At 65.6% G+C, this 19240-nt stretch carries 21 protein-coding genes; 12 read left to right on the forward strand and 9 right to left on the reverse strand.

Annotation, left to right across the window (positions count from 1 at the left end):
- Window positions 1-207 precede the first annotated feature (207 nt).
- Window positions 208-858 (reverse strand): response regulator transcription factor, encoded by a 651-nt coding sequence (locus F7R26_RS40905; RefSeq protein ID WP_241754513.1) that lies wholly within the window; start codon window positions 856-858, stop codon window positions 208-210.
- An 830-nt stretch (window positions 859-1688) separates the two neighbouring features.
- On the opposite strand from F7R26_RS40905, the gene atpD reads away from it, so the two are divergent.
- From atpD to F7R26_RS08880, 9 genes are read left to right on the forward strand one after another with little or no spacing between them, the layout of a single operon-like run.
- Window positions 1689-3122: a F0F1 ATP synthase subunit beta gene (gene atpD, locus F7R26_RS08840; RefSeq protein ID WP_241754468.1), complete on the forward strand. Its 1434-nt coding sequence runs from the start codon at window positions 1689-1691 to the stop codon at window positions 3120-3122.
- Entirely contained in the window at window positions 3097-3507 is a 411-nt protein-coding gene (locus F7R26_RS08845) for a F0F1 ATP synthase subunit epsilon (protein WP_150990094.1), read from the forward strand. Before atpD ends, F7R26_RS08845 begins: the two co-directional genes overlap by 26 nt.
- Window positions 3504-3869 carry an AtpZ/AtpI family protein gene (locus F7R26_RS08850; RefSeq protein WP_150990097.1) on the forward strand — a complete coding sequence of 122 codons (366 nt, stop codon included), beginning with the start codon at window positions 3504-3506 and terminating at the stop codon, window positions 3867-3869. Before F7R26_RS08845 ends, F7R26_RS08850 begins: the two co-directional genes overlap by 4 nt.
- Entirely contained in the window at window positions 3856-4182 is a 327-nt protein-coding gene (locus tag F7R26_RS08855; protein ID WP_150990100.1) for an ATP synthase subunit I, read from the forward strand. Before F7R26_RS08850 ends, F7R26_RS08855 begins: the two co-directional genes overlap by 14 nt.
- On the forward strand, window positions 4166-4867 hold the full coding sequence (locus F7R26_RS08860; protein WP_150990103.1) for a F0F1 ATP synthase subunit A: 702 nt from the start codon (window positions 4166-4168) through the stop codon (window positions 4865-4867). The genes F7R26_RS08855 and F7R26_RS08860 overlap by 17 nt, the downstream gene beginning before the upstream one ends.
- A 21-nt stretch (window positions 4868-4888) precedes the next feature.
- Window positions 4889-5170, forward strand: coding sequence for a F0F1 ATP synthase subunit C (locus F7R26_RS08865; protein ID WP_150990106.1), 282 nt, complete (start codon window positions 4889-4891; stop codon window positions 5168-5170).
- 3 nt (window positions 5171-5173) lie between these two features.
- Window positions 5174-6019, forward strand: a complete 846-nt coding sequence (locus F7R26_RS08870) for a F0F1 ATP synthase subunit B family protein (RefSeq protein ID WP_150990109.1) — start codon at window positions 5174-5176, stop codon at window positions 6017-6019.
- Window positions 6016-7620 carry an alternate F1F0 ATPase, F1 subunit alpha gene (locus F7R26_RS08875; protein WP_150990112.1) on the forward strand — a complete coding sequence of 535 codons (1605 nt, stop codon included), beginning with the start codon at window positions 6016-6018 and terminating at the stop codon, window positions 7618-7620. Before F7R26_RS08870 ends, F7R26_RS08875 begins: the two co-directional genes overlap by 4 nt.
- Window positions 7617-8513, forward strand: a complete 897-nt coding sequence (locus F7R26_RS08880; protein ID WP_150990115.1) for a F0F1 ATP synthase subunit gamma — start codon at window positions 7617-7619, stop codon at window positions 8511-8513. Before F7R26_RS08875 ends, F7R26_RS08880 begins: the two co-directional genes overlap by 4 nt.
- Here the strand turns inward: F7R26_RS08880 and F7R26_RS08885 are convergent.
- The 4 genes from F7R26_RS08885 to F7R26_RS08900 are packed head-to-tail and all read right to left on the reverse strand — an operon-like array spanning window position 8426 to window position 12928.
- Window positions 8426-10000, reverse strand: a complete 1575-nt coding sequence (locus tag F7R26_RS08885; protein ID WP_241754469.1) for an efflux transporter outer membrane subunit — start codon at window positions 9998-10000, stop codon at window positions 8426-8428. The two genes, F7R26_RS08880 and F7R26_RS08885, sit on opposite strands and share 88 nt — an antisense overlap.
- A complete protein-coding gene (locus tag F7R26_RS08890) occupies window positions 9997-11094 on the reverse strand; it encodes an HlyD family secretion protein (RefSeq protein ID WP_150990118.1) in 1098 nt (365 codons plus the stop codon). Before F7R26_RS08890 ends, F7R26_RS08885 begins: the two co-directional genes overlap by 4 nt.
- The gene (locus tag F7R26_RS08895; RefSeq protein ID WP_150990122.1) at window positions 11091-11789 is read right to left on the reverse strand and encodes an ABC transporter ATP-binding protein; all 699 of its coding nucleotides are present in this window, start codon (window positions 11787-11789) and stop codon (window positions 11091-11093) included. The genes F7R26_RS08890 and F7R26_RS08895 overlap by 4 nt, the downstream gene beginning before the upstream one ends.
- Window positions 11790-11791: 2 nt before the next feature.
- A complete protein-coding gene (locus tag F7R26_RS08900; RefSeq protein ID WP_150990246.1) occupies window positions 11792-12928 on the reverse strand; it encodes an ABC transporter permease in 1137 nt (378 codons plus the stop codon).
- 300 nt (window positions 12929-13228) lie between these two features.
- Between F7R26_RS08900 and F7R26_RS08905 the strand changes: the two genes are divergently transcribed.
- From F7R26_RS08905 to F7R26_RS08915, 3 genes are all read left to right on the forward strand, one after another.
- Window positions 13229-13432: a YgaP family membrane protein gene (locus tag F7R26_RS08905; protein WP_150990124.1), complete on the forward strand. Its 204-nt coding sequence runs from the start codon at window positions 13229-13231 to the stop codon at window positions 13430-13432.
- Between the two features lie 79 nt (window positions 13433-13511).
- Window positions 13512-14294 (forward strand): acetoacetyl-CoA reductase, encoded by a 783-nt coding sequence (gene phbB / locus F7R26_RS08910; protein ID WP_150990127.1) that lies wholly within the window; start codon window positions 13512-13514, stop codon window positions 14292-14294.
- An 8-nt stretch (window positions 14295-14302) separates the two neighbouring features.
- Window positions 14303-16078: a PHA/PHB synthase family protein gene (locus F7R26_RS08915; protein ID WP_241754470.1), complete on the forward strand. Its 1776-nt coding sequence runs from the start codon at window positions 14303-14305 to the stop codon at window positions 16076-16078.
- A gap of 93 nt (window positions 16079-16171) precedes the next feature.
- Here F7R26_RS08915 and F7R26_RS08920 read toward each other — a convergent pair whose 3' ends face one another.
- From F7R26_RS08920 to F7R26_RS08935, 4 genes are all read right to left on the reverse strand, one after another.
- The gene (locus F7R26_RS08920) at window positions 16172-17245 is read right to left on the reverse strand and encodes an NAD(P)-dependent alcohol dehydrogenase (protein WP_150990131.1); all 1074 of its coding nucleotides are present in this window, start codon (window positions 17243-17245) and stop codon (window positions 16172-16174) included.
- A 59-nt stretch (window positions 17246-17304) separates the two neighbouring features.
- Window positions 17305-17694 carry a hypothetical protein gene (locus tag F7R26_RS08925; RefSeq protein ID WP_150990134.1) on the reverse strand — a complete coding sequence of 130 codons (390 nt, stop codon included), beginning with the start codon at window positions 17692-17694 and terminating at the stop codon, window positions 17305-17307.
- Between the two features lie 81 nt (window positions 17695-17775).
- Entirely contained in the window at window positions 17776-18315 is a 540-nt protein-coding gene (locus tag F7R26_RS08930; protein ID WP_150990137.1) for a hypothetical protein, read from the reverse strand.
- A 241-nt stretch (window positions 18316-18556) separates the two neighbouring features.
- Entirely contained in the window at window positions 18557-18979 is a 423-nt protein-coding gene (locus F7R26_RS08935; protein WP_150990140.1) for an Hsp20/alpha crystallin family protein, read from the reverse strand.
- Between the last annotated feature and the right edge of the window lie 261 nt (window positions 18980-19240).

Genomic DNA, 19240 nt, shown 5'->3' on the forward strand with positions numbered 1-19240 from the left:
GGCTGTCCGAGGTCAATCAGGGCGCGGCGGTGGCAAACAAGCGGCTGGGGCATGTGCTGGAGATCGCGCAGCGCGTGCAGGCCCAGCGCGACAATCGTCGCATCCTAGCTTGCGCCGCGCGTTCTCGGCCTGCAGCTCGCGCATGCGCATCTGGTTCGATCCTCGGTCGTCGGGAGACCAATGCGGCCATCGCGCCGTCTGCAGCTATCAGGCACTTAAGGTACTGCCCGCGGTCAGGCGCTGGCTCAAGTCGTTCAGGATCGCATCCAACTCAAGCAGCTTGATCGGCTTGACCAGGTAGCGATCGGCCCCGCTATCGAAGGCCTGCCGCTTGCCGTGGTCGCTGCCCAGTGCCGTTAGCATGACGATGCCGCAATAGGGCCACTGCCGGCGCAACGCATCTATCACGTCGAAGCCGCAGCCATCGGGAAGCATGATGTCGATGACGGCGATGTCGGCCTGGTCGCCCAAAGACGAAAACTCGGCCACATTGCCCACCTGGAGCACTTGCCACTGCCGCTTCTGCAGGAAAGCGGCCATCTCTTCGCGCAGTTCAATCTCGTCCTCGAGTAGAAGGATTCTCCGCATATCCCTATCAAATATATGAGCATCGGCCAGTCCCGGGCCGGTGCGACCGACGCTGACATAGCCCGCACGACCGGCTGACCATTGGTGCGTGCAACGCCTGCAAGGCGCGAAGACAGGACGGGTAATGGCGAGCCATCGCCAGTCGTGCAGCGTTCCAGTTGCTAGAGCGCTAGCGGCAGGCACGGCTTGCCCGCTGGAGTCATGAACTGCCCACCCGGACCAAGGAGCCGACTTGTCCAGGGCGAGGATTGAAATCGCGCCGGACTGCACGTCGTTCAAGCAGGCATTGCCCACGCTCAACTGGGGACCCTTCGATTCCCGCGCGGTTGACCGGGAGCCCATGGATGCCCAGGCAGCAAACCTTGCCCCCGCCCGTCCACTGGGATACGGGAAAAGCGCCCCGGGAAACGTGATTCACCGAGCGGGCCGGGAAAGGCCCGCGCTTCATCATGCGGTGGCAAAGCCGCAGGGGTACCCCTCGGCGCGGCTTGGGATCGCGTGGGCAGCGCTCACGGCGCCACCGGCGCCATCCCCGCCGCAGGCGGCGAGGAGCAAGCATAGCGACGCAATGGGTGTCTGGAGCAAGGGAACGGTGGCGAGCTTTTTCATTTCTTCTCTCTGTACGGAAGGAAGCCGGCGATACAAGGACGGCGACAAGCAGTGAATTCTTGATAGGTGCCGATGTTAGCGAGCCGCCCACCGGCAAAGCTGACAAATCCTGACATCCACTGAGAGCGGAGCGGTCGCCAGGGCCCTTGAAGCGTTGCAGTTGCAGTGGCTGCCGCTGCCCGCGCCGCAAATCAGCGATCCGATCGCTCCGGCTGCGCAACGTCTTGCTTCGGTGCCACGCATGCACTAAGTTGACCTGTATCAACTTTTCCCGGCTGGACAAGCGCATCATTGTGCATTGCCGCACGCGCGGCGCCTGGTGCGGGCATCACGGTGAAAACGGCAGCAAGTCACGGGCGGCTTGAGGATGAACGCATGACCGGAGCAAGCGCAGCGGCAATGGCAGTGGCGCATCGCCGGACGGCTGTGCCGGCACGGCTGGGGGCCACGTTCCCGCATGGCGTGGTTTCTCCCGCACATGGAGGCTGCCGGTGAGCGCGAGCCAGGGCGTGGTTGCCGCGGTGCGCGGTAGCGTCGTCGACGTGCGCTTCGAGGCGGGGCTACCGCCGATTCGCACCTTGCTGCGTACCGGCGTGGATGGCCGGATCGCTATCGAAGTCCTGGCGCAGCGCGATGCGCGGCATGTGCGCTGCATCGCGCTGACCTCCACCCAAGGGCTGGCGCGAGGCATGGCGGTGCTGGACACCGGTGGGCCATTGCAGGCACCGGTGGGCGCCAGCATCCTGTCGCGCATGTTCGACGTGTTCGGCCAGCCCATCGACCGGTTGCCGGCGCCGCAAGATGTCCGGTGGCGCTCGGTGCACCGGGCGCCGCCGCCCCTTTCCCAGCGCTCCACGCAGTCGATGGTGTTCGAGACCGGCATCAAGGCAATCGACGTGCTGCTGCCGCTCGAAACCGGGGGCAAGGCAGGCTTGTTTGGCGGCGCGGGGGTGGGCAAGACGGTGCTGCTCACCGAGCTGATCCACAACATGGTCGGCCATCACCGGGGCGTGAGCATCTTCTGCGGCATCGGCGAGCGCTGCCGCGAGGGCGAGGAGCTTTACCACGACATGCGCGAGGCCGGCGTCCTGCAGGACATGGTCATGGTCTTCGGCCAGATGAACGAGCCCCCGGGCGCGCGCTTCCGGGTTGGCCATGCGGCGCTGACGATGGCCGAGTACTTCCGCGACGATGAGCACCGCGACGTCTTGCTGCTGATCGACAATATCTTCCGCTTTATCCAGGCCGGATCGGAGGTATCGGGCCTGATGGGCCAGATGCCGTCGCGGCTGGGCTACCAGCCGACCATGGGCACCGAACTGTCCGGGCTGGAGGAGCGCATCGCCAACACCGACACCGGCGCCATCACCTCGATCCAGGCGGTCTACGTGCCCGCGGACGATTTCACCGACCCGGCGGCGGTGCATACCTTCTCGCACCTGTCGGCGTCCATCGTGCTGTCGCGCAAGCGCGCGAGCGAGGGCCTCTACCCTGCCGTCGACCCACTGCAATCGAATTCCAGGATGGCCACGCCCGGCATCGTCGGCGCGCGCCACTATCGCCTGGCGCAGGATATCCGGCGCACGCTGGCGCAGTACGCGGAACTCAAGGACATCATCGCCATGCTGGGGCTGGAACAGCTCTCCCCCGCCGACCGCGGCGTCGTCGCCCGCGCCCGCCGCCTGGAGCGCTTCCTGACCCAGCCGTTCTTCACCACGGAGCAGTTCACCGGCATCAAGGGCAGGACTGTCAGCCTGGCGGATTCGCTCGATGGGTGCGAGCGCATCCTGCGCGACGAGTTCAAGGACTACCCCGAAAGCGCGCTCTACATGATCGGGCCGATCGTCGAAGCAAGGGGCAAGCCCGCGCCCGTGGCGCCAGAACCAGCAAAGGAGAGCCATGCCGCCGGATCGCATGCTGCTTGAAGTACTGCTGCCCTTCCGGGTCTTCCTGCGCAAGCGCGATGTGTCGCGCATCGTGGCGGAGACCGCCGGGGGGGCGTTCGGCATGCTGCCGCATCGCCTCGATTGCGTCGCGGCGCTCGCGCCCGGCATCCTCACCTTCGAAACGCCGGCCGATGGCGAAGTGTTTATCGCAGTCGATGACGGCGTGCTGGTCAAGACCGGCCTCGATGTGCGCGTGTCGGTGCGCCGCGCCATGGCAGGCGCCGACCTGGCCACGCTGCGCGACACCGTGGAGCGCGAGTTCCTGGCCCAGGACGAGCAGGCGCGCAGCCTGCGCACGGTCATGGCCAAGCTGGAGACGGGCTTTCTTGCACGCTTCGCCAGGCTTCACAAGCCGTTGCCATGACCGAGCCACCGCCCGGCGGACCGCCCAAGCCCGCGCCCACGCTGGCAGGCAAAGTGGGCGCCAAGGCGCAGCGCAAGCTCCGGGCGCGGCGCCAGGGCGTGCCGGGGGTCTGGTTCGGGCTGGGCATGATGGGGCTGGTCGGCTGGTCGGTGGTGGTGCCGACGCTGCTCGGCGCGGCGCTGGGCATCTGGCTGGACAAGCACTATCCGGGCCGGCACGCGTGGACGCTGGCGCTGCTGGTGGCCGGCCTCGTGCTCGGCTGCTTCAATGCGTGGCACTGGGTCGCCAAGGAGGACCGCGCCATGCGGCGGGACCAGGAACAGGACCGGGACCAGAAGGAGAAAGACGATGCGGATACATGACGTGGCGGCGTTGCTGCTTGCGGCCCTCGCGGGTGGCGCACTCGGCGGCTTCTTCTTTGGCGGCCTTTGGTGGACGGTCCGCCGGACGCTCTCATCCGGTCAGTCGGCCCTATGGCTGCTGGGCAGCCTGATGCTGCGCACGGGCGTCACGCTCCTCGGCTTCTACGCCATCGGCGCGGGGCAATGGGAGCGGATGGCTGCCTGCCTGGCCGGCTTCGCGGTGGCGCGCATGGTGGTGACATGGATGACGGGGCGATGGGCAGACCGCCACACCCCGGCGCCTCGGGAGACGGGCCATGCGCCTCAGCCCTGACCAGTGGATCTTCTGGCAGCACGGCTTCGTCAAGCTCAACGGCACGATCGTCTTCACCTGGATGCTGATGGCGGTGCTGACCCTGGGCTCCTGGCTGGTCACGCGCCGGCTCTCGTTGGGCCACCGCCGCTCGCGCTGGCAGAACCTGCTTGAAATCATCGTGACCGGGATCGCGCAGCAAATCGCGGAAGTCGGCCTGCGCCAGCCGCGCAAGTATCTCGGTTTCCTGGGCACCCTGTTCCTGTTCGTCGCCGCGGCCAGCCTGTTTACCATCGTTCCCGGCTACGAGCCGCCCACCGGATCGCTGTCGACCACGCTCGCGCTGGCGTTGTGCGTGTTCGTGGCGGTGCCGCTGTACGGCATCCGCGACCAGGGGCTGCGCGGCTACCTGAAGTCCTACCTCGAGCCGACCTTGATGATGCTGCCGTTCAATATCATCAGCGAGCTGTCGCGCACGCTGGCGCTGGCTGTTCGCCTGTTCGGCAATATGATGAGCGGAGCCATGATCATTGCCATCCTGGTGACGATCACGCCGTTCCTGTTTCCCATCGTGATGACCGCGCTCGGCCTGCTTACCGGCATGGTGCAGGCTTATATCTTCAGCATCCTGGCCGCGGTCTATCTCGCGGCGGCCACGCATGGCGGCAAGGTGGAGCCCGGCCTGCCACTCGAAAAAACACCCTGAACCCGACCAAGGAACCATCCCATGGACAGCCTGACAATCATCGCGGTGGCATCGATCGCCATGGCCGGCCTTTGCACCGGCTTCGGCTGCATGGGGCCCGCGCTCGCGGAAGGCCGGGCGGTAGCGACGGCGCTGACGTCGCTGGCGCAGCAGCCCGATGCATCGGCCACGATCACGCGCACGCTCTTCGTCGGCCTGGCGATGATCGAGTCGACGGCGATCTACTGCTTCGTCGTCTCGATGATCCTGATCTTTGCCAACCCCTTCTGGAACGCCGCCATCGCCCGCGCGGTGGCCAGGTAAGCCATGCTGATCGACTGGTTCACCGTGGGTGCGCAGGCACTCAACTTCGTCATCCTCGTCTGGCTGCTGAAGCGCTTTCTTTACCAGCCCGTGCTTGACGCCATCGACGCGCGCGAGGGCAGGATCGCCAGGCAGATCGCAGATGCCAGTGCCAAGGAGGCCGAGGCGCGCAAGCAAGGCGAGGCGTTCCAGCAGAAGACCGATGCATTCGAGCGCGAGCGCGCTGCGCTGCTGGCACAGGCAGCTGGCGATGCCGAGACACAGCGCCAGCAGTGGCTGGAAGCCGCGCGCCAGGCAGCGGATGCGCTTGCCGCAAAACGGCAGGACGCGCTGCGCAGCGAAGCCGGGCAACTGACGCAGGCGCTTGGCGATCTGGCGCGGCGAGAGGTGTTTGCCGTCGCGCGCCGGGCGCTTGCGGACCTGGCCTCGGCAAGCCTCGAAGAACGCGTGGCCGACGTCTTCATCCGCCGTCTGCGTGCGCTCGACGAGCCGGCCAGAGCCAGTCTTGCGGCCGCGTTCAGGCAGCCGGCGGCACACGCGGTGGTGCGCAGCGCGTTCGCGCTGCCTGCCGCACAGTGCGCCGCCATCCAGGCGGCGGTGGATGACGTCCTGGGCACTGCCATCCCCTTGCAGTTCGACACGGCTCAGGGGCTGGTAAGCGGCATCGAACTCATCGTCGGCGGCCAGAAGCTGGCGTGGAGCATCGATGGCTATCTCGGCTCGCTGGAACATGCTGTGAGCGCACTGCTGAGCCCGGAGAGCGCGGCGATGCATGCCGGGCCCGAGCCGGAATCCGCGCCACCGCCCGCGGCAAAGCCTGTGCCGAAGCCCGAGGCCAGCCAGCCATGAACTTTGCGCTTACCCCGCCGCAAACCGCCATCGAACGGGCGTTCGCCGCCATGGGCGAGGCGCGCAGCCAGTTCGTGCCGACACTGGCGGCGCAGGAGGTGGGTATGATCGTCAGTGTGGCCACGGGCGTCGCGCAAGTCCGCGGCCTGCCCGGCATCGGCTATGACGAACTGGTGCGGTTTCCCGGCGACGTGTACGGCATCGCGTTCAATGTCGATGAAGACGAGGTCGGCGTCGTGCTGCTCGACGACTACTGGCGGCTGCGCGCCGGCGACCAGGTCGAGCGCACGGGCCGCGTGATGGACGTGGCCGTGGGCAAGACGCTGCTCGGGCGCGTGATCGATCCGCTCGGCCGCCCGCTCGATGGCCTTGGGCCGCTCGCGGCCAGCGCGCGGTTGCCGATCGAGCGCCCGGCCGCGCCCATCATGGAGCGCGCGGCGGTCACGGTGCCGCTGCAGACCGGCGTGAAAGTCATCGATGCGCTGATTCCCATCGGGCGAGGCCAGCGCGAGCTGATCCTGGGAGACCGCCAGACCGGCAAGACCACCATTGCCATCGATACCATCCTGAACCAGCGCGGACAGGACGTCGTGTGCGTGTATTGCGCCATCGGCCAGCGCGCCTCGGCTGTTGCCAAGGCGGTGGCGACCCTGCGCGCCAAGGGGGCGATGGACTATACCGTCGTGGTCGTCACCGAAGGCAACCAGCCACCAGGCCTGGCCTATATCGCGCCGTATGCCGCCACCAGCATCGCCGAGCACTTCATGGAGGCCGGGCGGGACGTGCTGATCGTCTACGACGACCTCACCCAGCACGCCCGCGCCTACCGCGAGCTTTCGCTGCTGCTGCGCCGCCCGCCCGGCCGCGAGGCTTTCCCGGGGGATATCTTTTATATCCATTCGCGGCTGCTGGAGCGGGCCACGCACCTCGCCGCCGAGCGCGGTGGCGGCTCGATTACCGCGCTGCCGATCATCGAGACCGAGGCGCAGGACATGTCGGCTTACATCCCGACCAACCTGATCTCGATCACCGACGGCCAGGTCTATCTGTCGCCTACGCTGTTCGCGCTTGGCGTGCTGCCCGCGGTGGACGTCGGCAAGTCGGTGTCGCGCGTGGGCGGCAAGGCGCAGCGGGGCAGCTTTCGCGCGGTGGCCGGCGATCTCAAGCTCGCCTACGCGCAGTTCGAGGAACTCGAGACGTTTTCCCGTTTCGGCGCCAGGCTCGATGATGACAGCCGCCAGTCCATCGCGCACGGCCAGCGCATTCGCGCCTGCCTGATGCAGCCCGAATCGGACCCGGTCCCGGTGCCTGCGCAGATCGCCATCCTGAGCGCGCTGACCGCGCGGCTGTTCGATGCCGTGCCGCTGGACCGGATGCAGGACGCGCAGCTTGCAGTGCGCGCCGCGGCGGCGAGCATCCCATCGGCGGTATCCGCCCGCTTCGAGGCTGCGGGCAAGCCGGACGAGGCGGATGGCCAGGCAGTGACCGCGATTGTCCGTGCCGCCCTTGCGCCGTTCCAGGCCGGGGCCGATACCGGTACCGATGCCGGGGCCGGGCTCGAAGCGCAGGCACATTCTCCGGCACAGGGGTGGAGGCAATGAGCGACTCGGTCGCCACGCTGCGGCACCAGATCGGCAGCGCCACGGATCTGCAAGCCGTTGTTCGCACCATGCGCGCGCTGGCCGCCTCCAGCATCAGCCAGTACGAGCAGTCCGTGCTGGCGCTAGCCGACTACCGCCGCGCGGTGAGCCTTGGTCTTTGGGCATGCCTGCGCACGCTGGCGCCCGCCAGTTTAACGCCGGAGCAGAGCAAGCCTGCCTCAGCGGGAGCGGTCGGCGCCATCGTGTTCGGCTCCGACCAGGGGCTGGTGGGCCAGTTCAACGAGGTGATCGTCGACCATGCACTCAAAACGCTCCTGGCCATGCCCGCAAAGCGAGAGGTCTGGGCCGTCGGCGAGCGGGTGCGGGCTCGCCTGGCCAGCGCCGGCGTGAGCGTGGCCGGCACCTATGCGGTGCCCGCCTCGGTCGAGGCCATTGCCCCGCTGGTCGACCGGCTGCAGCTCGATACGGAAACACACCCGAGCCAGGCCGCGCAACCCCGTATCTACGTCTTCTACAATCAGCCAAGGCCTGGCGCCCTCTTCCAGCCCGTAGAGCAGCGCCTGTTGCCGCTTGACGCGCAATGGCTGGCCGGGTTGCTGGCGCAGCGCTGGCCGACGCCAAATCCGCCGGAAGTGATCGGGGGCGGCACCGCCACAATGCGCGCGCTGATCCGCGAGCACCTTTTTATCTCGCTGTTCAGCGCCTGCGCCGAATCGCTGGCGAGCGAGAACGCCAGCCGCCTGGCTGCCATGGAGCGGGCCGACAAGAACATCGACGAACTGCTCGCCAGCCTTCGCGGCCGGTTTCACAGCGAGCGGCAAAGCGCGATCGACGAGGAGCTGTTCGATGTGATGGCTGGGTACGAGGCGCTGTCCGAGGATGACATTGGCTGAATGGCACCATCACGATGCGGCAGGCCTGAGCGGCTGTTGGGATATTCGGCGCTAGCGTCCCAGCCCCCGCCCAGCGCCAGGAACAAGGCCACGGTATCCTGCAGCCGCTGGGTCCTGGCTTGCAGGTAGCCGATATCGGCCTGGTGAAATTGGGCGTCCGCCACCAGCACCTGCAAGTAGCCGGCGGTGCCGCCCTGGAAGTTGGCCAAGATCTCCTGCAAGGCCTCATGCGCGAGATCCCGCCCATGGCGCGTGGCCTCGACCAGCTCACCATCGTGCTCCAGGGCGCGCAACGCGTCTGCCACCTGTCCGAATGCGGCCAGCACCACCTGACGGTAGCCAGCCTGCGCCGCTTCCATCTGCGCCAGGGCAGCTTGCCGCCGGTAGTACAGCTCGCCGCCATGGAACAGCGGCGCCGTCAGGCCCGCCCCCAGGCTCCAGACTGCGCTGCCGCCGCCAAGCAGCGTCCCGATCTCCAAGCTCTCGCGGCCATAGCCAGCACTCAGGGTGATGGCGGGAAACATGGCGGCGGTGGCCACGCCCACCTCGGCGCTGGCGATGTGCAGCTGCGCTTCGGCCAGCAGCACATCGGGACGGCGCCGGACCAGTTCCGCCGGCAGCAGCCGGGGAATGTCCGCCGGCAAGCGCAGGGTCTCCAGCGTCACGGCAACCGGTTCGCCCTCGGCAGGGTATTGACCAGACAGGGTCGCCTCCAGATGATCGGCCTGCTCCAGCTTTTGCCGCAGCGCAGGCAACGTCGCCTCCAGCGCGGCAAGCTGCACCGCCAGGCTCAGTTCACTGGCGTGTGCTGTCGTGCCTGCCTGCACCTGCGCGCGCGTGATTTCCACCTGTTCGCGCACCAGGGCCGCCAGCTCGGTGGTGGACTGGATCTGCGCCGCGTAGCCGGCCTGCGCGACCACGGTGTTGACCAGATTGCCCGTCAGCGCCAGGTAGGCGGCGCCGAGCGTCTGCCGCTGCAGGTCGACCTGGGCAGACAGCGCCTCGACCGTGCGCCGGTTCAGGCCAAACAGGTCGAGCGTATAGCTGACCGTCGCGCTCAGCGAGAACAAGTTGAAGACGGTGCCCGGGCCGGCCTGGCCAAAGCGGACTGGCGATGCCGCCTGCCGCGTGGCCCCGGCCGCGGCGTCCAGCTGCGGATAGAACACGCCGGCGCCGGCGCGCATGGCGGCCTCGCTCTGCCGCAGGTTGGCCTGCGCCGCCTGCAGCGTGGGGTTGCCCGCCAGAGCCCGGGTCATGGCACCGTCCAGCGCGGCGCTGCCGAACATGCGCCACCAGTCCGCCGGCAAGGTGGCCCCCTCCAGGAAACTTTGCGAGACCCCGTCACCGGGCGCCGTGCGCGCCGTGTCTCCATCGCGCGTGTAGCTGGCCGGCACCGCCGGCTCGGGGCGGACGAAATCCGGGCCCACGGCGCAGCCGCCCAGTAAGGCAAGGATTAGCGCGAAGCCGGGCAGCACATGGCGCTTCACGATGCGCCACCCAGGTAGACATCGACCAGTTGGCCCGGATAGACAGTGAGGTTCTGCGGCGGGCTGAACCTGAACAGCAGAGGCAGCACGCGCACGTCCACGCGCTCGGTACGTTGGTCGGACAACTGGATCTTTGGCGTGACGTAAGGCTGCGCGCGCACGAACTCCAGCGGGATGCTGGTGTTGGTGCCGCGCACAAACATCCTTCCTTGGAGCGCCTGCCCGGATTTTGCGTTCGGCAGGCGTTGCAGCAGGATCTCGTCGACATACACGCGCACCGCCAGCGTGCCTGGCGCGCTGCCCATCACGATCACAGGGGTATTGGCCTGCGTATAGGTGCCGTAGGTGCCTTGCGAGGACACATAGGCGCCCACCGCCGTATTGACCGACATCACCACGCCGTCCACCGGCGCGCGGATCACATACTTGCCGAGCAATGCCGTGGAGGCGGCAGCGGCCTTGCGCAACGCATCGACCTGCCGTTCCTGATTGCGGATGTCGTAGATCCAGGCGCCAGCGCGCGTCAGCTCCAGCTGGCGCCGCGCCACGTCGAGGTTGCCGCGCGCCACGCGCACCGCATTGGCGGCGTTGTCCATGGCGTCCTGGCTGACGGAGCGGGCGTTGAGTGCATAGGACCGCTGCAGCTTGTCGAGCTGGTCTTGCACCGTCTTCAGGCTGGCGGAACTCGCCTCGGCCTGCGCGCGCGCCACCTCCAGCGTTTCCTTGCGCGGCTGCGCCTTGAGCTGCGCGAGCTGGGCCTCGGCAGCCTCCGCCTGCGCTTGTTGCTGCGCGGCCAGCGCGCGCTGCACGGAATCCTCGATCACCAGCAAGTCCGCGCCCTGCCCCACCTCCTGCCCCTCGTGCACCGGAATACGGACCACCGTTCCCGCGACTTCGGGATACAGGTTGATATTGGCGCCGTTGTCCTGGTAGCTCTCGATGATGCCATTGGCGTAGATACCGTTCTTGTACGGATTGGCCGCTGGCTGGAACACCGGCGGCAGCGGCGGCCGCTGCTGAGCATAGAGAATGGCCGCCACCACGCCGATCAGGGCGCCCAGCGCTGAGAGGATGAACAACAGCTTGTTCTTCATCGCGCCTCTCCCCGCTCGATGCCCTTGAGCTTGCCATCTTCCATATCGAGGATGCGGGTGGCCATGTCGAAGATGCGGGCATCGTGCGTGACGATCACGATGCAGCGCTTGTCGTTGAGGATATGCACCTTGACGAACTCCATGATGGCGTGGCCGGTGTCGCCATCCAGCGAGGCCGTGGGCTCGTCGAGAATCAGGATGTCGGGCTGGCTGACAATGGCACGAGCGATCGCCACGCGCTGCTGCTCGCCGCCGCTGAGCTTGATTGGCGGCAACTGGGCGCGGTTGGCCAGCCCGACGATCTCCAGGTAGCGCTTGGCTTCGTTCAGCGCATCGTTCCAGTCGCGGCCCTTGAGAATCAGCGGGATCGCCACGTTTTCCAGCGTGGTCAGGCGCCCAAACAGGTGGAAGTCCTGGAACACGAAGCCGATCCTGGCGAGGCGGAACGCCGCCAGCGCATCGTTGTCCATCTGCCAGATACTGGTGCCGTCGATCACCACCTCGCCACCGTCCGGGCGCAGGATGCCGGAGATCACGCTCAGCAGCGTGGTCTTGCCGCTGCCGGATGGGCCTACGATAAACAGGATCTCGCCGAAGTACGCCTCGAAGGTGACCTGCCTGAGCGCATTGGTCCGGGCCTCCCCTTCGCCAAACCATTTGTCCAGCGCCTTTGCGGCAATGGCAACACGCGGCATGCTTACCCCCGGAAGATGTCGAAGGGTTCGATGCGCAGCACCTTGCGCACGCCGATATAACCGGACACGGCAGCGATCACGATCACCATCACCAGTGCGAGGCCCAGGTTGTAGAACGTGATCATGGCGGCGTAGTCCGGGATACGCAGCCGCGCCAGGCTGATCAGGATGGCGCACAGCCCGATGCCCAGGCCGTAGCCGGTCAGCGCGGTGAAAGCCGCCTGGAACACGATCATCGCCACCAGTTCGTGCCCCTTGGCGCCGATGGCCTTGAGTGCGCCGAACTTCTCCAGGTTCTCGAGGATAAAGGTGTAAAACGTCTGCCCGGAGATCGACAGGCCGACGATAAAGCTGATCACGGTCATCAGCAGGATATTGGTGCCGAGCCCGGTCTGGTATTTGTAGAAATCCGAGATGCGCTGGATGAACTGAGCCTTGGTAAGCGCGCGGTAGCCCAGCCGTTGCACTTCCTGCTGGATCCGCGTGACGTCCGCCATGGACTTGGGCTCCACGAGAATGTAGGAGATCGTGTAGCGCGTGGTCGGCAGGTACTGGACGGCACGCTGGTAGGTCGTGTAGAGCGTGGGCACACCAAACAGGCCCGTGGTAGAGACCTGTGCAATCCCGACAATGACGCCGCGGTTATCGTTGATCTCGAATTCGGTGCCGACCGCCGGGTTCTCCAGCTTGTCGAATTCGGCATCCTTGACGACCAGGAAGGCGTTCTCGGCGTAGATGTCCTCGATCCTGCCATTGAGCACGTCAGGGCGCCCGAACAGGCTGGCGTCATCGATGCCAACCACGGTCACTGGCTGGTAGGTGCCGCTTCTGAGACGCACCAGCGCGCCGCCCGAATAAAGCGGCACTGCAAACTTGACGCCCTCGATGCTGCGCACGGCATCGAGCATGTAGTCCGGCATGCCGATGGTATTGGCCACGGTATTGACCGCCGGGTCCATGACCCAGATGCTCGCCCCGATGTTGTACACGGTCGACGACGATCGATTGAGCACGCCAGCGAACAGCGAGGTCATCTCGATCATCAGGAACACCGCGAATGTGATCCCGACCAGCAAGCCCGTGAACTTGGCCCGGTCGTTGACCAGCAGCTTGTACGCGAGTTTGAGGATACCGGGCACCATGTTCTTGCTTTCTTGATCGTGTGCTGCGCAGGGGGCATCAAGGCATGCTGGTGCCGTGTACTCAGTCTAGTATCGGGCGCTTGGTGGCCTTTGACGCAGATCAATCTCGCCTGCGGCGAGGCCGGTGATGCGGGCGCTGCGTGCACTCCAGTGCTAGTGCCAGTACGCGTCAAAGTTGCCATAGATCAAGGCCACCGGCAGCCATCTGGCTATATTGGGCTCGTGCAGCCGCCGGATCGCGAAACGAAACCGGCAACACTGCACCTGCGTTTAAAGGGCTAGCGAAAGGAGAACGCTGTGCAAACCAATATCGGTACGGTTGACCGCACGCTCAGGATCGTTGTCGGCTTGGCCCTGATCGGCCTTGCCGTCACCGGCACGATTGGCGTGTGGGGATGGATCGGCGTGATCCCGGTCCTGACAGGGCTCGTCCGCATCTGTCCACTCTACAGCCTGCTCGGTGTCAGGACCTGCCCGGCCTCGGGCGGAAACCCCGACTGACCCGGCCGCCACGCAATGCAAGCGTGGATGCGTCTAGCTATCCACAACCAGAGAGCCATCGTCGGAAAGGGAGCCGTCCATGCCAGTTGAACACGCAGGCGAAGCGCCGGACAACGTCACTTCAAGGCGGATCGCGCTGGTGACTGGCGGCATGGGGGGCCTGGGCGAGGCCGTTGCGATCCGCCTGCATGACGCCGGCCATCGGGTGGCCGTCACCCACTCGATCGGCAACGACCATGTGCAGGCCTGGCTCGACCGCCAGCGGGCAGACGGGCGGGAGTTCCAGGCGTTCTCGGTGGACGTGGCCGATTTCGACGCCTGCCAACGGTGTGCCGCACAGGTGCTCGCGGCGATGGGCCGGGTCGATATCCTGGTCAACAACGCCGGCATCACGCACGACGTGACGTTCAGGCGGATGACCAAAGCCGATTGGGATATGGTGCTCAGGACGGACCTGGACTCCATCTTCAACATGACCAAGCCGCTGTGCGAGGGTATGGTCAGCCGCAATTGGGGGCGCATTGTCAATATCTCGTCGGTCAACGGCTCCAAGGGCGCGTTTGGCCAGGCTAACTACTCAGCGGCCAAGGCCGGCATCCATGGTTTCAGCAAGGCGCTGGCGCTGGAGTTGGCCACCAAAGGCATCACCGTGAATACCGTGTCGCCCGGGTACCTGGCCACGCACATGGTCACGGATATCCCCGCCGACATATTCCAGGCCAGGATCCTGCCGCAGATCCCTGTCGGCAGGCTTGGGCGCCCGGAAGAGGTCGCCGCGTTGATTACCTTCCTGTGCTCCGATGACGCAGCATTTGTCACCGGCGCCAACATCGCCATCAATGGCGGGCAGCACATGCAATGAACGCACCTATGCCAATCCGTGAACCTGCCGCTGCGCCCGAGGCGGAATGTGGCTGCGCTCCCATCGAGGCCGCACCGGACCAGCTCGACGAGCAAGTGCGCTCAGCGCTGGCCTGCGCGACGCAAGGCATGTCGCTTGCCTCGTTCTGGCTGGCCGGACTGGACTGGGCGTTGCACCTGGCGGTGTCCCCTGGCAAGGTCGACGCGTCCCTGGGGGAGTGGATGAGTGCAATGATTGCCGCGACCGGCGGCATGTTGCCAGGTCCGGCCACGGCGCAACCAGCGCCCGGCGCAACGGCGCCGCCGTCCGATCTGCGCTTCGCCGACCCCGCCTGGTCGCAGTGGCCTTTCCGCTTCTGGCGCGATGCCTTTCACAACAACGAGGCGCTATGGGCGTCGCTGACGCGCGGGCTGCGTGGTGTATCCCCGCACCATGAGCGGATCGTGTCGTTCTGCGCGCGGCAAATGCTCGATACCTGTTCGCCCGGCAATGCCTGGTGGCTGAATCCCGTGGTGCTGCAGGCCACGGCTGCGAGCGCCGGCGGCAATTTCGTCAACGGGGCCCAGCACTGGCTGCACGATATGCAGGACGTGGTGGCGGACCTGTCGCACGACCCAAAGCTGCGCCGCCCGCCCACCTTCAAGGTAGGACGGGATGTCGCCGTGACACCCGGCAAGGTGGTGTTGCGCAATGCCCTGATCGAGCTGATCCAGTACGCGCCAGCCAGCGCCGAGGTATGGCGGGAGCCAGTGCTGATCGTGCCCTCCTGGATCATGAAGTACTACATCCTGGACTTGCAGCCGCGTGACTCGATGGTGCGCTACCTGGTCGAGCAAGGCCATACGGTCTTCATGATCTCGTGGAAGAACCCGGGTGCCGATGCGCGCGACCTCGGGCTTGACGATTACCTGCGCCTAGGCGTACGGGCCGCCTTGCACGCGGTGCAGGAGCGCTGCCCCGATACGCGTATCCACGCCGCCGGCTATTGCCTGGGCGGCACGCTGCTGTCGATCTGTGCGGCCGCGCTTAGCCGCGACGACAGTGGCTTGCCACTGCAAAGCCTGACTTTGTTCGCCAGCGAGACAGACTTCACCGAGCCAGGAGAGCTCGGCCTGTTCATCGACAGCAGCGCCTTGTCCACGCTGGACGCGATGATGCGCCAGCAAGGTTACCTGGACGGTCCCCAGATGGCAGCCGCCTTCCAGATGCTGCATTCGCGCGACCTGATCTGGTCCCGCATGATGAGCGAGTACCTGCTCGGCAAGCGGCTGCGCCCGAACGACCTGGTGTCATGGAACCGGGACGTCACCCGCCTGCCCTTTCGCATGCATTCAGAGTGCCTGCACAAGCTGTTCCTCAACAACGACCTGGCGGAAGGACGCTATTGCGTGGACGGGCGTCCCGTCGCCCTGTCGGACATCGGCATGCCGATCTTCGCGGTAGGCACGGAGCATGACCATGTCTCGCCCTGGCGCTCGGTCTACAAGCTGCATCTGCTGACTTCGGCGCCGTTGACGTTCCTGCTGACTTCGGGCGGCCACAATGCCGGCATCGTGGCCGACCCTTCGCATCCCGGCCGCCGATACCGGGTGGAAACGCGCGCGGCGCAGGCCACCTATGGCAGCCCCGAACGCTACCTCTCGACTGCGCAACGGCATGAGGGATCCTGGTGGCCCTGCTGGCAGGGCTGGCTGGCGTCGCACTCCACCGGCCGGGTCCCCGCGCGCGACGCTGCGCAAGGCGCGCTCGCGGAAGCACCCGGAAGCTACTTGCTGGAGAGCTAGGAATGCCGTTGCGACTCGAACCCGCGCGCACCGCACCTACCGCGTGCGGCAGTCAGCGCATTGGTGGCGTAGGATTGCGGCGGCGCAACCTGTTCAAGGCGTGATGGCGACCTTCAGCACACCATCGCGCTGATTGGCGAACAGCTCGTACGCCGACTCGATCTGATCGAGCTTGAACCGATGCGTGACGAGCGGTCCGAGATTCAACCTGTCGCTCTGAATGACCTGCATCAGGCGGCGCATTCGTTCCTTGCCACCGGGGCACAGCGCCGTCAGGATGCGGTTGTCGCCAAGGCCGCTATGGAAAGCATCCTTCGGAATGCGCAGGTCGTTCGAGTAAACGCCCAGGCTTGACAACGTGCCGCCTGGCTTGAGCACGCGCAATGCGGCCTCAAAGGTCCCTTGCGTGCCCAGCGCCTCAATGGCCGCGTCGACGCCCCGGCCACCCGTCAGCTTCAGGATCTCGTCGACCACATCGACCTGATGGAAATTGATCGTGATATCCGCGCCCATGTCCTTGGCCATGCGCAGGCGCGCATCGATGCCATCCACCGCGATGATCAGGGCTGCGCCGCGCAACCGCGCGCCCGCTGTCGCGCACAAACCGATCGGTCCCTGCGCGAACACCGCCACCATGTCGCCGATCTTGATGCCCGCGTTCTCGGCGCCGGCGAAGCCGGTCGACATGATGTCCGGACACATCAGTACCTGCTCGTCGCTCAGGCCGTCGGGGACAGGAGCGAGGTTTGCCTGCGCATCGGGCACAAGCACGTACTCCGCCTGGGTACCATCGATGGTATTGCCGAAGCGCCAGCCACCGGCCGGCTTGTAGCCATGTCCGTGCGACTGGCCGTCCTGGGAAGGTAGCCCATCCTGGCAAGCGTAGGAATAAAAGCTCGGGCAGATCGCCCCGGCGATCACGCGCTGGCCTTCCCGGTATCCCCGGACTTCCCTGCCGAGTTTTTCGATCACGCCCACGGGTTCGTGCCCGATGGTGAGGCCGGGCTTGACTGGGTACTCACCCTTCAAGATATGCACGTCCGTACCGCAGTTGGTCGTGGTGGTGATGCGGACCAGCGCGTCGGTCGCGCCGATATCCGGTACGGGCTTGTCTTGGAGGACAATTCGTCCTGGCTCGATAAATACGGCTGCCTTCATGTTGAGCATAGGGCGCTCCTGTTAAAAGCGGGTTTTCTCCAGGTGCCATTCGGCTTGGTGATCCTTCGCTAATCCTGGCGCGCGGCGGGATCCCGCAGCAAGTCCGCCGCCAGGCCGTGGGCCACGAGGAAGCAGGCTATCGCGATGGTCGTGCACAGGATGGCCACCATGTAGGCCAGCGACCGCCCGTGCCAAAGCCCCTCCAGCCACCTGGTGAGCTCCGCCGCAAGAAATGCCGCCCGCCCGCCGATGCTCTCCAGCTGCAGCTCGTATTGCTTGGTGTGCGCCGCGACGCTCGCCAGGTCCGCCGCTTTGTCGGCGGGCGCCGTCACCGCAGTCACGTAGATCAGTGCGCTGCCCGCCAGGCCGGCGATAAGGATGAAGGCGCCCGCCAGATAAACGAGAACATGACAAGGCAGACGCTTGCCGGAAAGCCGCTGGCGTTCAGTATCGGTCATCGTGCCCTCCGCCCCGGGTTCAGCGGCCCAACGCAAGCTAAGGTGTGGCGGTTGTGCCTTGCATGGCGTGATTTGCGTCGCCTACGGCTCGGGATGCTTCATGCCAATGTGATCAAGATAGGTACACAGGCCATGATAGTGCTCCTCGAGAATCCCCGAGATATCATGGAAATCGTCAAGCGAATAGATGGACTCATTGTTGTCTCGGTCCATGAATGCTTCGCCCGGCAGGCTAGTGTCATCACGCAATGGCGTAACGCCAGGCGGGAACCGGAAAATCCAGTCCGGCTGGATCGAATGCGCACGGGCACCAGGTTGCCACACCGAATGCGTAATGTCGTACAACAACGGCGAGTAGGTCAGCGGGACCAGAAGATAGGCACAGATCTTGTCATACTGGTCCAGAGGATGGGCGCGATGGCGAAGCAGATCCAACAAGGCCTGCCGCTTCCCGCCAAAATCGAGCCGCCGTGTCAGCAGTATCACGGATGCAGTCTCCGATCCCGCCAGCTTTGCCATGAGTTCCTGCATCAGCAGTTCGTAGCGTGCGAACCACTGCACGATCGTCCCGAACAATTGCAGGTGTTGTGGTGTGAGACAGTCTTGCGAGCCAGTATTCATCGTTCCCCGCTCCCGCCAGCTAGTCCGGCGAATATGAACAAAGACACGCCGGCATCGAGACCGCCCGGTGCAGTTTCTGCTCGATCCGTTGCGGCGGGGGGTGCTCGCAGCCGGCTCGCCGTGCACCACGAAGTGCCATGGATGCGCAGTCGGGATCCACGCCGAGCGCGACCGGCACAGTCCGGTAGTCCATGATGTGCTCGGTGCAGTGGCTGCATTGGCGCCCCTGGAAAACAGCGTGTCAGCGGATCGTCACACGCTGCTGCGGCGAGGCTTCTTTCTTGGGCAGTACCACCCGAAGGACACCGTTCTCGTAGCTGGCATCCACCTTGCTTTCGTCCACGGAACTGTCCAGGGTAAAGGCGCGTTGCATCGAGCCACTGTAGCGCTCACGCCGGATCACACGCTCACCTTCCTTCTGCTCGGAAGACTTTTCCACCTTAGCCGAGATCATCACCGTGCCACGATCGACGGACACCTCGATATCCTCCTTCCTGGCGCCGGGAATCTCAGCGACCACGTTGTAGGCCTTGTCAGACTCGGTCACATCGACCTTGAACGCGAATCCTCCTTCATAGTTGCCGCGAAACGCGCGCAACATGCCTTGCAGCATGTCCCCGACCGGTTCGATCGACAGTGGATCGTAAATCCTGAGATTGCTCATTGCCGCCTCCTTGGAGTGAAAGGCCCGCATGGCGAGCGGACCTCCACTTCATGGTGGCACAACGCACCTGTCGCACCTTGTCCCAGATCAAGAGCGGCGTTGCCCGGCAGCTAGAGAGCGTCTCCAGGCCCTGCGCCTCGGCCAGCAGGCGCCACGCCAGGTAGTAGAAGCAGAGGCCTTGGGAATCCCGGTCCATTGACACCTCCGCTGCCCGATCGGAAGCATCCTTGTCCTGTATCAACACCGATGCAACCAAGCTGG

This window comes from Cupriavidus basilensis, from assembly GCF_008801925.2.
In the GTDB taxonomy this organism is placed as follows: domain Bacteria; phylum Pseudomonadota; class Gammaproteobacteria; order Burkholderiales; family Burkholderiaceae; genus Cupriavidus; species Cupriavidus basilensis.

Bases quoted from the DNA above. Each gene is read 5' to 3' on its own strand.
- F7R26_RS08845 (WP_150990094.1), top strand. From the start codon at position 3,097: ATGCCGCCGGATCGCATGCTGCTTGAAGTACTGCTGCCCTTCCGGGTC.
- F7R26_RS08850 (WP_150990097.1), top strand. From the start codon at position 3,504: ATGACCGAGCCACCGCCCGGCGGACCGCCCAAGCCCGCGCCCACGCTG.
- F7R26_RS08855 (WP_150990100.1), top strand. From the start codon at position 3,856: ATGCGGATACATGACGTGGCGGCGTTGCTGCTTGCGGCCCTCGCGGGT.
- F7R26_RS08860 (WP_150990103.1), top strand. From the start codon at position 4,166: ATGCGCCTCAGCCCTGACCAGTGGATCTTCTGGCAGCACGGCTTCGTC.
- F7R26_RS08865 (WP_150990106.1), top strand. From the start codon at position 4,889: ATGGACAGCCTGACAATCATCGCGGTGGCATCGATCGCCATGGCCGGC.
- F7R26_RS08870 (WP_150990109.1), top strand. From the start codon at position 5,174: ATGCTGATCGACTGGTTCACCGTGGGTGCGCAGGCACTCAACTTCGTC.
- F7R26_RS08875 (WP_150990112.1), top strand. From the start codon at position 6,016: ATGAACTTTGCGCTTACCCCGCCGCAAACCGCCATCGAACGGGCGTTC.
- F7R26_RS08880 (WP_150990115.1), top strand. From the start codon at position 7,617: ATGAGCGACTCGGTCGCCACGCTGCGGCACCAGATCGGCAGCGCCACG.
- F7R26_RS08890 (WP_150990118.1), bottom strand. From the start codon at position 11,094: ATGAAGAACAAGCTGTTGTTCATCCTCTCAGCGCTGGGCGCCCTGATC.
- F7R26_RS08895 (WP_150990122.1), bottom strand. From the start codon at position 11,789: ATGCCGCGTGTTGCCATTGCCGCAAAGGCGCTGGACAAATGGTTTGGC.
- phbB (WP_150990127.1), top strand. From the start codon at position 13,512: ATGCCAGTTGAACACGCAGGCGAAGCGCCGGACAACGTCACTTCAAGG.
- F7R26_RS08915 (WP_241754470.1), top strand. From the start codon at position 14,303: ATGCCAATCCGTGAACCTGCCGCTGCGCCCGAGGCGGAATGTGGCTGC.
- F7R26_RS08920 (WP_150990131.1), bottom strand. From the start codon at position 17,245: ATGCTCAACATGAAGGCAGCCGTATTTATCGAGCCAGGACGAATTGTC.
- F7R26_RS08925 (WP_150990134.1), bottom strand. From the start codon at position 17,694: ATGACCGATACTGAACGCCAGCGGCTTTCCGGCAAGCGTCTGCCTTGT.
- F7R26_RS08930 (WP_150990137.1), bottom strand. From the start codon at position 18,315: ATGAATACTGGCTCGCAAGACTGTCTCACACCACAACACCTGCAATTG.
- F7R26_RS08935 (WP_150990140.1), bottom strand. From the start codon at position 18,979: ATGAGCAATCTCAGGATTTACGATCCACTGTCGATCGAACCGGTCGGG.